At 70.5% G+C, this 13,283-nt stretch carries 12 protein-coding genes; 7 read left to right on the top strand and 5 right to left on the bottom strand.

What is annotated here, in order from left to right:
* Window positions 1–14 precede the first annotated feature (14 nt).
* From ACFYPJ_RS22180 to ACFYPJ_RS22170, 3 genes are read left to right on the top strand one after another with little or no spacing between them, the layout of a single operon-like run.
* A complete protein-coding gene (locus ACFYPJ_RS22180; protein WP_389019727.1) occupies window positions 15–962 on the top strand; it encodes an acyltransferase domain-containing protein in 948 nt (315 codons plus the stop codon).
* Window positions 955–1,728, top strand: coding sequence for an arylamine N-acetyltransferase (locus ACFYPJ_RS22175; RefSeq protein WP_389019686.1), 774 nt, complete (start codon window positions 955–957; stop codon window positions 1,726–1,728). The genes ACFYPJ_RS22180 and ACFYPJ_RS22175 overlap by 8 nt, the downstream gene beginning before the upstream one ends.
* A gap of 17 nt (window positions 1,729–1,745) precedes the next feature.
* On the top strand, window positions 1,746–3,371 hold the full coding sequence (locus tag ACFYPJ_RS22170; protein WP_389019684.1) for a bifunctional 3-(3-hydroxy-phenyl)propionate/3-hydroxycinnamic acid hydroxylase: 1,626 nt from the start codon (window positions 1,746–1,748) through the stop codon (window positions 3,369–3,371).
* Between the two features lie 133 nt (window positions 3,372–3,504).
* Here ACFYPJ_RS22170 and ACFYPJ_RS22165 read toward each other — a convergent pair whose 3' ends face one another.
* Entirely contained in the window at window positions 3,505–3,948 is a 444-nt protein-coding gene (locus ACFYPJ_RS22165) for a winged helix-turn-helix transcriptional regulator (RefSeq protein WP_389019681.1), read from the bottom strand.
* Between the two features lie 84 nt (window positions 3,949–4,032).
* On the opposite strand from ACFYPJ_RS22165, the gene ACFYPJ_RS22160 reads away from it, so the two are divergent.
* The 4 genes from ACFYPJ_RS22160 (at window position 4,033) to ACFYPJ_RS22145 (ending at window position 8,398) form a co-directional block, all read left to right on the top strand.
* Entirely contained in the window at window positions 4,033–5,520 is a 1,488-nt protein-coding gene (locus ACFYPJ_RS22160; protein WP_389019679.1) for an MFS transporter, read from the top strand.
* A 247-nt stretch (window positions 5,521–5,767) separates the two neighbouring features.
* Window positions 5,768–6,970 carry a cytochrome P450 gene (locus ACFYPJ_RS22155; protein WP_389019676.1) on the top strand — a complete coding sequence of 401 codons (1,203 nt, stop codon included), beginning with the start codon at window positions 5,768–5,770 and terminating at the stop codon, window positions 6,968–6,970.
* Entirely contained in the window at window positions 6,967–7,212 is a 246-nt protein-coding gene (locus ACFYPJ_RS22150) for a ferredoxin (RefSeq protein WP_389019673.1), read from the top strand. Before ACFYPJ_RS22155 ends, ACFYPJ_RS22150 begins: the two co-directional genes overlap by 4 nt.
* Window positions 7,213–7,222: 10 nt before the next feature.
* A complete protein-coding gene (locus tag ACFYPJ_RS22145; protein ID WP_389019670.1) occupies window positions 7,223–8,398 on the top strand; it encodes a macrolide family glycosyltransferase in 1,176 nt (391 codons plus the stop codon).
* A gap of 64 nt (window positions 8,399–8,462) precedes the next feature.
* Here the strand turns inward: ACFYPJ_RS22145 and ACFYPJ_RS22140 are convergent, their stop codons facing one another.
* Genes ACFYPJ_RS22140 through ACFYPJ_RS22125 form a run of 4 tightly spaced genes read right to left on the bottom strand, consistent with a single transcriptional unit; the run spans window position 8,463 to window position 13,168 of the window.
* A complete protein-coding gene (locus ACFYPJ_RS22140) occupies window positions 8,463–9,560 on the bottom strand; it encodes a Gfo/Idh/MocA family protein (protein ID WP_389019667.1) in 1,098 nt (365 codons plus the stop codon).
* Between the two features lie 58 nt (window positions 9,561–9,618).
* Window positions 9,619–10,821: an acyltransferase family protein gene (locus tag ACFYPJ_RS22135; protein ID WP_389019664.1), complete on the bottom strand. Its 1,203-nt coding sequence runs from the start codon at window positions 10,819–10,821 to the stop codon at window positions 9,619–9,621.
* Between the two features lie 42 nt (window positions 10,822–10,863).
* Entirely contained in the window at window positions 10,864–12,165 is a 1,302-nt protein-coding gene (gene rfbH, locus ACFYPJ_RS22130) for a lipopolysaccharide biosynthesis protein RfbH (protein ID WP_389019662.1), read from the bottom strand.
* Between the two features lie 22 nt (window positions 12,166–12,187).
* Window positions 12,188–13,168, bottom strand: a complete 981-nt coding sequence (locus tag ACFYPJ_RS22125) for a Gfo/Idh/MocA family protein (protein WP_389019660.1) — start codon at window positions 13,166–13,168, stop codon at window positions 12,188–12,190.
* Between the last annotated feature and the right edge of the window lie 115 nt (window positions 13,169–13,283).

Here is a 13,283-nt window from a genome sequence, read left to right as displayed (position 1 = left end):
CGTTGGATGAGTTGGTGGGTTGGGGTGAGGGTGTGGGGGTGCGGGTGCGTCGTATTGCGGTGGATTATGCGTCGCATACGTCGCATGTGGAGTTGCTGGAGGGGGAGTTGGGTGAGGTGCTGGGCGAGGTTCGGGGGGTGTGTCCGCGGGTTCCGTTGTTCTCGACGGTGGATGGTGAGTGGGTTGAGGATGGTCGGATGGGGGGTGAGTACTGGTATCGGAATTTGCGGCAGCCGGTGCGGTTCGGGGCTGCGATGGAAGCGTTGGCCGCGGACGGGTTCCGGGTGTTCGTGGAAGCCAGCGCGCATCCCGTGCTGACGGTCGGCGTACAGGAGGCCCTGGAGACCGCTGGAGGAGTCTCCTCGGTCGTCACTGGGACACTGCGGCGCGACGACGGCGGTATGCGGCGGTTCCTGACCTCGGCCGGGGAGCTGTGGACACGCGGAGTGGAGGTCGACTGGTCGACCGTCCTGCCGCACGCCGGAGGACCCCTGTCGGACCTGCCCACGTATCCCTTCCAGCACCGCCGCTACTGGCTTGAGACCACATCGCGTACCCGTCACACAGCCAAGGAGGACCTGACGATGGACGACCCTGCGAACGGTGGCGACGGCCCCGACGCGGCGCAGGAGCCGCAGGCCGAGACGCTCACCGCCCTGCTCGCCGGGGCCTCCGAGGAGGAACGGGCCGCACTGCTGCTGGAACGCGTGCGAGCCGAGGCGGCGGCCGTGCTCGGGCACGACGACCCCGCACCGATCGACGGCGGCGGCGTCTTCTTCCAGATCGGCTTCACCTCGCTCACCGCCGTGGAACTGCGCAACCGCCTCTCCGCCGCAACCGGCTTCGAACTGCCGATCATGCTGCTGTTCGACCACCCCACCCCGGCCGCGCTCGCCGAGCACCTGGGCGAGCTCTACGCCGCGGACGACTCCGACAACAGCGAGGAGCGGGCCGGTGTTTGACGTCGAGCGCTATCTCAAGGTCCTCGGCCACACCGGTCCGGTGCGCGCCGACTGGGAAACCCTGCGGACCCTGCACAAGAAACACCTGATCGCCGTGCCGTACGACAGCACCCGGAACACCGGAAACGGCACCTCCCTGTGGGAAGGTGTCGACATCGATCCGGACGAGACGTTCGATAACCTGATCGTCGAGGGCCGCGGCGGGGTCTGCTACGAACTCAACGGGATCTTCCGTCTCCTCCTGGAGCGGATCGGCTTCGAGACCGGCGTACTGGCGGCCGGCATCCGGCAGATGGACGGCAGCTTCGGGCCCGACCTGGAGCACGTCTTCGGCTTCGTACGGCTGGACGGCGAACCGGTCCTCGTCGACGTCGGGTTCGTCGGACCCTCGTACCTCGAACCGCTTCGGGTGAACGACGAGATCCAGCACCAGTACGGCAACGACTTCCGCATCCTGCGCCAGGACGACTACCACGTCGTCGAACGCAGTGGGCGCACCGGAGTCCGGCAGCCGGTGTACCGGTTCAGGCTGCGCCCCAGGGAGTTCGCGGAGTGGGAGAACCCCACACCCGACCTGGTGGCCTTCGCGCGGCAACTGGCGCACACCGGAACCGTCATCCGCGGCCGGGCCTTCGACCGCGGTCAACGGATCCTCATCGGCCGGCGCCTGCTCACCGTGGACGACGGCCATGAGACCATCCGCGGTCTCGTCGACCGGGCCGACCTGGACCAGGTCGTGGCCGACATCCTGCGGACCGCCGACTGACAACCGGAGACGACGAGATGAACGACAGTTCAGCGGTGACCGGGCCCGCCCAGGACGCGCCCGCCGAGGCCGACGTCCTGGTCGTCGGCGCCGGACCGGTCGGCCTGGTCACCGCGCTCCTGCTGGCCCGGCAGGATCTCCGGGTCATCGTGCTGGAGCGGTGGCCGCAGCCCTATCCGATGCCGCGGGCCGTCTCCTTCGACGGGGAGTCGGCGCGGATCCTCGCCGCCGCCGGAGTCGGCGACCTGGTCGACGAGTTCGGCGAGTCGTCCCGCGACTACACCTGGCGCAACGGCGAGGGCGCGCTTCTCTTCCACGTCGACGTCGCGGACGTGGGCCGCTCCGGATGGCCCGACTCGACGTCCATGTACCAGCCCGCTCTGGAGGCGGCGCTCGCGGCCCGCGCCGAGACCCTGCCCGGCCTGCGCATCCTGCGCGGACACGAGGTCGTGGCGCTGGCCGACCACGGCGACCGGGTCCGGGTCGGCACAGTCGGCCCGGACGGACCAGGCGAGTTCACGGCTCCCTGGCTGGTCGGCTGCGACGGCGCCAACAGCTTCGTACGCGAGGCCGTGCACGCCGGCCTGAAGGACTACGGGTTCTTCAACGACTGGCTGACCTGCGACGTCGTGCTGCACGAACCCCGCGAGTTCCACCCCAACAACCTCCAGGTCTGTGACCCCCTGCGCCCCAGGACCGAGGTGTCGGCCGGCCCCGGGCACCGGCGCTGGGAGTTCATGCGGATCCCGGGCGAATCCGTCGACGCATTCGGCAGGACCGAGAACGCCTGGAAACTGCTCGCCCTGTTCGGTGTCACACCCGGCAACGCCACGCTGGAGCGGCACGCCGTCTACACCTTCCAGGCCCGCTATGCGACCGAATGGCGTATCGGACGGGTCCTGATCGCGGGCGACGCGGCGCACCTCATGCCACCGTTTGCCGGACAGGGCATGTGCTCGGGCTTCCGTGACGCCGCCAACCTGGCGTGGAAGCTCGGCCGCGTGCTGCGCGGCACGGCGGGGGAGGCACTGCTGGACACGTACACCACGGAACGCCGCGCCCATGTGCAGCATGCGATCGGCATGTCGATGGACCTCGGCCGGATCATCTGCCAGACCGACCCGAAGGCCGCCCGGGACCGCGACGCGATCATGATCGCCACCAGGGAGCGCGGCCTCGGCCGCACCAGCCGCGAGCCGGCCGTGCAGCAGCTCACCGAGGGGCTGCTCCACCGGGACGCCGAGGACCGGCCGATCGCTCCGGCCGGGGAACTCGGCCCGCAGGGCAGGGTCGCCCGGGACGGGGCCAAGGGGCGGTTCGACGAGGTCGTCGGTCCCGGGTTCACCCTGTTCAGTACGGTGCGCGTCGAGGAACTGCTCGACGCGGACCGGCTGCGGACCCTCGCGGACCTCGGTGTGCGGGCCGTCCGGCTGGTGCCCGCCGGCCATGCGGACGTCCCCGGCGAGGCCGGAGCCCTGCGCGATCTGGACGGTACGTATCTGTCGCAGCTGGCTTCCGCGGGCGCGACGGCGCTGGTCGTCCGCCCGGACTTCTATGTGTACGGCGCTGCGGCGGACTCCGTCGAACTGGCCCTGCTGGTCGACGAGTTGAGCGCTCGGCTCGCGGTGGCCGGAACCGGCTGACGCCGGGGTTCCTGCGCGCTGTCTCCTGAAGTCGGGCCAGGGACACCCGGTGCTTGGTGCCCGGCGCGGGCGCCGACGTCGGCACCGGGCCTTCGGCGGCCGGAGCCGCCGAGGCCCGGACCGGGCCGCGGGGTCAGCCGACGAGATCGACCGCGCCGGTGTCGTACTCCCTGCGCGCGTCGGCGATCGCGGAGCGATGGCGCTCCGCCCACCGGGCGAGGGACACCAGCGACTCGTACAGTTCGACGGCCATCGGCGTAGCCGTGTACTCCACCTTCGGTGGAACCGTCGGATAGACCGTCCGGGTCAGCAGCCCGTCCCGCTCCAGATTGCGCAGGGTCAGGGTGAGCATGCGGCGGCTGATGCCCCGCACCGCGCGCTCCAGCTCGGTGAAGCGGCGCGGCCCCTGCGCGCACTCCAGCAGGATGCCGATCGCCCACTTGCCGCTCACCCGCTCCAGGACCTGGAGCACCGTGCAGGCTGTCTTCTCGTGGTCGTCGGAGGTGCCGCCGCCGACTTTCTCGACCGGCGGCACGGCCCGGACCTGGACGGTCACAGCGCTGTTCCCCTGGGACATAAAAGTGCCTCCTTCCACCGGGCTTCAGGGTCACACATGATGAATCCAGTAACAAGTCGTTCCCTTTGAGAAAGAAGGTCACCCATGGCTGCCGACACGGCCGCCCCGGTCGAGCGGAAACGCTGGCTGGCGTTGTACACGCTCTGCGCGGGAACGCTGATGATCGTCCTGGACGGAAGCGTCGTCACCGTGGCGCTGCCCACCATCGGCAAGGAGCTGGACTTCTCCCAGTCCAACCTCGCCTGGCTGGTCAACGCGTACATGATCGCGTTCGGCGGACTGCTGCTGCTGTCCGGCCGGCTCGGTGACCTCATCGGCCGCAAGCGCATGTTCATCGGCGGTATCACCCTGTTCTCGGCGGCCTCGCTGCTGTGCGCGCTGGCGGGCAGCCAGGGGATGCTGATCTTCGGCAGGTTCGTCCAGGGCGTCGGCGGTGCCATGGCCAGCGCCGTGACCCTGGGCATGATCGTGACGATGTTCCTGGAGCCCCGCGACCAGGCCAAGGCCATCGGCATCTTCAGCTTCGTGGCCGCGGCCGGCGGCTCCATCGGTGTCATCGCCGGCGGTGTGCTGACCGAGGCGGCCGGCTGGAACTCCATCTTCTACATCAACGTGCCGATCGGCGTCGTCATCCTCTTCGCCGCCTCCCGGCTGTTCGACACCGACCGGGGGCTCGGCTTCGGGGCCGGAGCCGACATGGTGGGCGCCGTCCTGGTGACCGGCGGTCTGATGCTGCTCGTCTTCGCGATCAACAGGATCGAGAGCGACGGGCTCGGCTCCGCCCAGACCCTCGGCTTCGGCGGGCTGGCCATCGTCATGCTCATCGGATTCGTGCTGCGGCAGGCCAAGGCCAAGACCCCCCTGCTGCCCCTGCGGATCTTCCGCTCACGCCACCTCTCGGGCTCCAACGGGGTCATGGTCCTCTTCGTGGCCGGACTGTTCGGCTTCCAGTTCCTGCTCGCCCTGTACCTCCAGTCGGTGGCCGGCTACAGCTCGATCAAGACCGGCATGGCCTACCTGCCCGGTCCCATCGTGATCGCCGTGATCTCGCTCGGCTACTCCGCCAAGCTCATCACCCGCTTCGGCCCGCGCCGTGTGCTGCTCGTGGGCATGGTCGTCACCGCGGTCGCGCTGGGCCTGCTGGGCCGGCTGCCCGTGGACGCGTCCTACGCCCCGGACATCCTGCCCTCGGTGATCCTCCTCGGAGTCGGCGCCGGTCTCGCGCTGCCCGCCGTGATGGGGCTCGCCATGTCCGGTGCGACACCCGCCGACTCGGGTCTCGCCTCGGGCCTGATCAACACCACCCAGCAGGTCGGCGGTGCGCTCGGCGTGGCGATCCTCGCGACGCTGGCCGGATCCCGCTCGGAGAGCCTGCTCGGCCAGGGCAAGAACCCGGCCGAGGCCATGACCGGCGGCTACCACGTGTCCTTCCTGGTGGCCGCCGCGCTGGAGGTGGTCGGCGTCGTCCTCGCCGCCTTCGTACTGCGTGCCCCGAAGGCCGCGGCGGTTCCCGCCGACGCGGCCGGACAGGGCGCGGAGGACGCCGCAGTGCCGTCTCCGAACCAGAACTGACCGACCGCCACGAGCGGTCCGGTCACGGATCCGGCGCCGGTCACCCCCGCCCGGTGCCGGACGAGCGCCCGGTCGTGCCCCAGCGCGCGACCGGGCGCTCGCCCATGCCCTGCCACCTGCACGGTCGTCCCCGGACACCGGCCCAGGTCAGGGGGGCATTAGGGGATGGCGAACACCCCCTTGACCCGTAGCGTTTCAGCCGTTCTTCCGTTTTCGTGTACGTGCATCAGAAAGGGACCCAGCCGGTATGACGACCGCAGATCAGGCCGCGCCCAGTTATCCGTTCGGGCCCCCGGAGCGGCTAGACGTCCACCCCCGCTACGCGGAACTGCGCAGGGACGAGCCGCTGTCCAAGGTGACCATGCCGTACGGCGGCGAGGCATGGCTGGCCACGCGGTACGACGACATCAAGGCCGTCCTCTCCGACCACCGGTTCAGCCGCGCGGCCACCGTGGGCAGCGACGTGCCCCGGCTGCGGCCGCCGCTGGAGTCCGAGAACATCCTCAGCATGGACCCGCCGGACCACAGCCGGCTGCGCAAGCTGGTCTCCAAGGCGTTCACGGTCCGCCGCATCGAGGAACTGCGCCCCCGGGTGCAGATCATGGTCGACGAACTCATCGACGAACTGCTCGACGCCGGGCAGCCCGCCGACCTCGCGAAGATCGTCGCCTGGCCGCTCCCGGTCCGGGTGATCTCCGAACTGCTCGGTGTGCCCAAGGAGGACCGCAACAACTTCCGCACCTGGACCGGACTCGCCCTCGCCACCGGCAACGAGACCTCCCCCGAGGAGATCGCGGACGCCCTGAACCAACTGCTGGCGTACATGGGCGGCCTCATCGCCAGCCGCCGCGAGAATCCGGGCGACGACCTGCTCAGCGGGCTGATCCAGGCCCGCGACGAGGAGGACCGGCTCAGCGAGCAGGAACTGATCGTGCTGGCCGTGACCCTGCTGGCGGCCGGCCACGAGACCACCGCGAACCAGATCGGCAGCCAGACCTACCAGCTGCTGACGCACGAGGGCTACTGGCAGCGGCTCGTCGCCGAACCGGACCTGGTGCCGCAGGCCATCGAGGAACTCCTGCGCCACACCCCGCTGTCCGCGGGCGCGGACAACGCGCGCATCGCCCTGGAGGACATCGAGCTGGGCGGCAAGGTCATCCGCAAGGGCGACGCCGTCGTGGCCATGCCGCTGCTCGCCAACCGCGACGAGTCCGTCTTCGAGCACGCCGACCGGCTCGACCTGGACCGCCGCGACAACCAGCACATCGCCTTCGGCCACGGCGTGCACCACTGCCTGGGCGCCCCGCTCGCCCGCGTCGAACTCCAGGTGACCATCGGCACCCTGATCCGCCGGCTGCCCGGGCTGCACCTGGCCGGGGAGTCCGCGCAGGTGCCCTGGCGCCGGGACCGGATCGTCCGCGGCCCGAGCGCGCTGCTGGTCGCCTGGTGAGCGTGCCGCAGTCGCCGGCGGGCCGCTGGTCGGTCACCGTCGACCGGACCGTCTGCAACGGCTCCGCCATCTGCATCGGCACGGCACCCGGCCGGTTCCGGCTGCAGGACCGCAAGTCGCAGCCCGTGGCGGCGGAGATCGCACCCGACGAGACCGTCCTCGACGCCGCCGAATCCTGCCCGTGGGAGGCCCTGACGGTGACGGATCTGGAGACCGGCACGGTGCTCGCCCCCGAACAGTAGAGAGCGAGACATGGGAAAAAGCATCCTGCTCATCAACATCCCGGCCCGCGGACACGTGTTCCCGACCCTCGCCGTCGTCACCGAACTCGTGGCGCGCGGCAACACCGTCACCTATGTCACGGTCGACGAGTTCGCCGACACCGTACGGGCGACGGGCGCGCAGCCCCTGACGTACGACTCGGTGAACCCGCTGGAGCTGGTCGGCAAGCCCGAGGCGGGCGGAGCGCCCGCGGTGTTCCTGCGCGAGAACATCGCCATGCTGGCGGCGATCGAGGCGCACTACGGGCAGCGCAGGCCCGACATCGTGGTCTACGACGAGGCGGCCTTCCAGGCGGGCCGCGTCCTGGCCCGCAAGTGGCGCAGGCCCGCCGTGCAGTCCACGCCCAGCTTCGCCTTCAACGAGCACTTCTCCTTCATCCGTAAAATGCTGGAGGAGGCGGACGGCTTCACCCTGGTCGACCCGGTGGACGAGACGACCGCGCTGCTCGCCGAACACGGTCTGGACGGTCCGCTGGAGGACTATCTGTGGACCGTGCGCGGCCCCGAGGAACGCAACCTCGTGTATCTCCCGCAGAACTTCCAGTACCGCGGTGAGACGTTCGACGACCGGTTCGCCTTCGTCGGACCCTGCCTGGGCGAGCGGGAGTTCCTCGGTGACTGGCGGGCTCCGGACGACGGCCGGCCGCTGGCCCTGGTGTCGCTGGGCACCGTGCACAACGACAACCTCGGGTTCTTCCGGGCCGCGGTCGACGCGTTCGCCGACCTGCCCTGGCACGCCGTGATCTCCGTCGGCGACAAGGTCGGGGTCGACGACCTCGGCCCGCTGCCCGGCAACGTGGAGGCCCACCAGTGGGTCCCGCACCTCCAGGTCCTGGAACACGCCTCGCTGTTCGTCAGCCACGGCGGCACGGGAAGCATCATGGAGGCCCTGCTCGCCGGGGTGCCGCTGGTGGTCGTGCCGCAGTGGCTCGATGTCGCCCCCAACGCGCAGCGGGTCGCCGAACTCGGCCTGGGCCGGCTCATCGAGCCGGCGGACTTCGACGCGCCGCGGCTGCGCGCGGCCGCGCTCGACCTCACGGCCGACGACGAGGTGGGCCGCCGGGTCGCGGCCATGCGCGAGCACGTCGCGGCGGCCGGCGGCACCCGGCGCGCGGCGGACGTGATCGAAGCGAGCGCCGCCGCCTGAACCGCACGTCGAAGGGGTGGCCTCCCATCGGGAGACCACCCCTTCGACGCGTCTTGCGGCGCGCTCAGAGCGTCGTACGACGCCCGCTGTCCGCCGACTCGTTGATGCTGTCCACCAGGCGGTGCAGTGCGACGGCCGTGGTGAAGTCCGGCTCGACGGTGCCACCGTCCCGGATCGCCGCGGCCAGTTCCGCGTAGACCCGGCCGACGTTGCGGACGGCGGGCAGCTCGTCGGGCAGGACGGTGCGGTGCGCCTGCGGCACGGGGATCCGCTCCGTCGTGTGCTCGTCCCGCGCCCAGCCCACATGCAGCTCGGAACCCGCGAGCGCGGCGGTCTCGGCTTCGAGGACGAGCCGCCCCTTCCTGCCGTACACCTCGATCCGCAGCCCCGAACCCTGCAGACCACCGGTGAGGATCTGCGCCGTGGCCATCGCGCCGGACGCCAGGGTGCCCTGCACCAGGACGTGGTCGGGCGAGGTCACCGGGACGTCCTCGCCGGTCTCGGCGATCACCAGGTGCGGGGTGCGGGTGGCGAGCGTCGCGTTCAGCTCGGTGAAGTCCCCGACCGCGCACCGGAACATGTCGAGGGCGTGGGCGCCGACGATGGTGAGCGTGTTGACCGCCTTGTCGCGGTCCGCGAGCCAGGCGTAGCGCTGCGGCAGCAGCGTGCCGGTCGGCGTGGACGCCGAGTACGACAGCGTCGCCGACAGCACCTCCCCGACCCGGCCGTCGGCGACCAGATCGCGCAGCTGGCGGACGGCCGGGTGCTGCCGGCTCTGGAGCCCGACGGCGTGCCGGACGCCGGCCTGCTCGGCGAGGTCGCGGTAGCGGGCTGCCCCGGCGGCGTCCGCCGCCAGCGGCCATTCGCAGTACACGTGCTTGCCCGCGGCGATCGCCTGGGCGACGAGGTCGTCCCGGGCGGGGAGCTGCACCGCGATGGTGACGAGGTCCACTTCCGGGTGCTCGATCAGTTCCGCGGGATCCGCGAAGCCGTACGGGGCACCCCAGTGCGCCGCCGCCCGGGCGGCGGCCTCCGCGCGCGTGGTGGCCACCGCGGTCAGCTCCAGGCCCGGCAACTGCTCCAGGGCGGGCAGATGCGTCGCCGCGGCCCAGCCCCGGTCCGCGTTGGCGCCGATCACCCCTACCCGGATCGTGTCCGACACGACATCACCTCTTCGTTCAGATCGTTGTGTTGCATGACAACCGCCCGCTCCGCGCCCGCTACCCGGCCAGGGAGCCCGTACGGGGCGTGCTGTGCGGCGCTCCCTTCGGCTGCTGCTTCCTGCTGCGGCTCCAGCGGCGCATCACCGGCCGCTCCACCAGGGTGTACAGCAGCCAGCCGGCCAGCAGGTTCGCCAGGAACAGCGCGATCAGCAGCAGGACGGCCACCGGGGTGGCGAAGGTACGCGCCCCCAGCACCTCGGGGCGGCCGTACCAGATCACCAGACCCTGGACCAGATAGAAACCGAAGGAGACGTTTCCCAGCCATACCATGGTCCGGCTGCTCAGCCAGCCGCCGTCGCCGCGCAGATCCGAGGTCGCCGCCGCGCACAGGAGCATGGAGACCGGGACGATCGTGGTGAGGCTGAAGTCGTACGGGTCGGGCGCGGCGACCGCGGCCGCGTAACCGCAGGCGAAGACGGCGGCCGAGGGGAGCAGGCCGATCCGCGGCCACAGGCCGGCGGCGACGATCCGGGCCAGGATCATGCCCAGCACGAACTCGAACAGCCGCGGCGGCGGGAACGCGTAGCTGAACCACTGCTGGTTCAGGCTCTGGTCGAACAGGGGGGTCTGCACGCCCCCGGGGATCAACCGCGTCACCAGCGGGATCGAGGCGACGCCGACGACCATCACACCGGCCCACAGCCACAGCCGTCGCTCCGCGATCCGCCGCACCAGGAGGATGAACAGCGGGAACAGGGCGTAGAAGAGGAGTTCCGAACAGAGCGTCCAGGCCGGTCCGTTGACGCTCGCCCAGGTGTCGGGCCGGTTGCTGAAGGAGTGCACCAGGAACAGGTTGGGCAGCCAGGCGTGCAGCGGGGTCTGGGCGGCGGCGTACAGCCACATCGCCAGCGCCCAGGTCACGACGTGGTTGGGATAGATCTTCAGTGCCCGGCGCCGCCAGAAGGCTCTGGGTCTGTCCCCGGGCACCGACGACCAGGTCAGGACGAAACCGCTGAGGACGAAGAAGAACGACACCCCGATGGATCCGGCGGGACGCAGGACGTCGGCCAGCGGCTGCGCGATGTCCTGGTCGGCGAAGAAGCTGATCGGAGCCGTCGGTTGCAGGGGGTCGGCGAGCAGTGAGGAGTGGACGAGGAAGACGAGCATGGCCGCGAGGAACCGGAGGCCGGTGAGCGAGGGGAGCGGGGCCCGGCGCTGGGCCGGGATGCCGAGGGCCGACGAGGCGGCGCGGTTTGTCATGATCCGTACTCCCTTTCGGGCGGATGCGCGGCCGGCCGCTCGTCAGCGCGCCGTGAACGCGCGGATGGATTGGGCGACGTAGTCGATCATTTCGTTGGTGATACCGGGGTAGACGCCGATCCAGAAGGTGCGCTCGGTGATCGTGTCGCTGTTCTCCAGCGAGCCCACGACCTTGAAATCGACGTCCTGATATGCGGGTTGCCGGGCGAGGTTGCCCGAGAACAGCATGCGCGTGCCGATCTTGCGGGACTCCAGGAAGGCGACGATCTCGCGCCGGTCGAACGACGCGTCCTCGGTGACGGTCAGGACGAAACCGAACCAGCTCGGATCGCTGTTCGGAGTCGGCTCGGGCAGCAGCAGACCGGGCACCCCGTCGAGTGCCTCGCGCATCCGCTGCCAGTTGCGCCGCCGTGCCACCCCGAACTCGGGCAGCTTCTCGAACTGCGCGAGCCCCAGGGCAGCCTGGAGATCCGTCGTCTTCAGGTTGTAACCGATGTGCGAGAACGTGTACTTGTGGTCGTACCCGTACGGCAGCCGGCCCAGCTGCTGCGAGAAGCGCTTGTGGCAGGTGTCGCTCTGCGCGGGCTCGCACCAGCAGTCCCGGCCCCAGTCCCGCAGTGACTCGACCACCCGCGCCAGCGGCAGGCTGTCGGTCACCACACAGCCTCCCTCACCCATCGTGAGGTGATGGGCCGGGTAGAAACTGGCCGTGGCGAAATCGCCGAAGCTGCCGGTGGGCCGTCCGTCGTAGAAGGAACCGACGGCGTCGCAGTTGTCCTCGACGAAGAACAGGTCGTGCTGCCTGGCCAGTTCCGCGATCTCCGCGGCCGGGAACGGATTGCCGAGGGCGTGCGCGATCATGATGGCCCGGGTGCGCGGCCCGATGGCGTCCGCGACCCGGTCGGCGGTGGTGTTGTACGTGGGCAGGTCGACGTCGACGAGGACGGGGACCAGCTGGTTCTGCACGATGGGGTTGACCGTGGTCGGGAACCCGGCCGCGACGGTGATGACCTCGTCGCCGGGCACCAGCCGCCGGTCGCCGACCTCCCGCTGGGTCAGCGCGGTCAGCGCGAGGAGGTTCGCCGAGGAGCCGGAGTTCGTCAGATGCGCCTTGCGGCGGCCCAGCAGCCGGGCGAACTTCCGCTCGAACTGGATCGCGCTCGCCCCCGCGGCGATGCGCATCGCGAGCGCCGCCTCCACCAGGGCCGCGCGGTCGTCCTCGTCGAACGTCGCTCCGGACGGCAGAATCGGTGTCTCACCCGGTACGAACCGGCGGTCCGCCTCCTGCGCGCGGTGGTACTTGCGCACGCTTTCGAGGATCAGATCTTTCTCGGTCCTGCTCATCGAAGTCCCCTCGGATCGATGGTCACGGGCGCAGCAGAGCCCGTTCCCGCACACGGTCGACCAGACCTGCCTGGGTCAGTACGGACTCGCCCTCAAGACCCGAGGGCACGCCGTCCACCACCCGTGCGACGAATGCCGCGACGACGTTGCCGAACTGGTCCTCGGCCGGCAGCGTCAGCTCCTGAAGATGGTCCTGCCGCTCGATCCGCAGGACGGGCGAATGGGTGGGCGGCGGCGTGTACGCCCACTGCGCGCTGATCCGGCCCGAGCTGCCCCAGAGCGCGTACCGGGAGCGGTAGGAGTGCTCCATGCCCCAGGTCAGGTGGGCGGTGACGCCGTCGGCCCGGGCGAGCAGCGCGGAACCGCCCAGATCGACCGCGCGCGCCGGGTCGTGGTGCAGCGTGGCGCCCAGGACGTCCAGCTGCGGGCCCAGGTGCAGCAGGGCCGTGCGCACCGGGTAGACGCCGATGTCGGTGAGCGCGCCGCCGCCCACGTCCGGCAGATAGCGGATGTCGTCGGTCGCCTTCGCGGGGAAGGCGAACTCCGCGGTGAGGGAGCGCAGTTCGCCGATGACGCCGTCGGCGACCAGTTCCCGCACCCGGGCGTGCTGGGAGTGGGTGAGGAACATGAAGCTCTCCAGCAGCACCAGGCCGCGTTCCCGGGCGAGGTCGACCAGGGCGGTGGCCTGCTTGGCCGTGGTGGCCAGCGGCTTCTCGGAGAGCACGTGTTTGCCCGCGAGCAGCGCGCGTTCGATCCAGCCGGCGTGCAGCAGCGCGGGCAGCGGGACGTAGACGGCGTCGACGTCCGGGCGTTCCAGGAGCCGTTCGTAGCCCTCCACGGGTTCACCGCCGAAGCGGTCGGTGAAGCGCCGGGCCTTCTCCTCGCTCCGGCTCGCCACGGCGGTGAGGGTCACAGCCGGGTTCGCTGCGATCGCCGGCAGCATGCGCCGCCAGGCGATTCCCGCACAGCCGAGCACGCCGATCCGCAACGGACTTGCCTTCACTCGGGACCTCCACTGGGCCGACCGGCATTCCATGGGCACGGCCGCACATCGACTGGATATTCCGGGGTGAATTCCCGGCGATAGCGCACCGATCGTAGATGTTGAATTCCATTTC

This window comes from Streptomyces sp. NPDC006012 (assembly GCF_042871185.1).
Taxonomy (GTDB): domain Bacteria; phylum Actinomycetota; class Actinomycetes; order Streptomycetales; family Streptomycetaceae; genus Streptomyces.
This window is presented reverse-complemented; position numbering and strand designations above follow the sequence as displayed.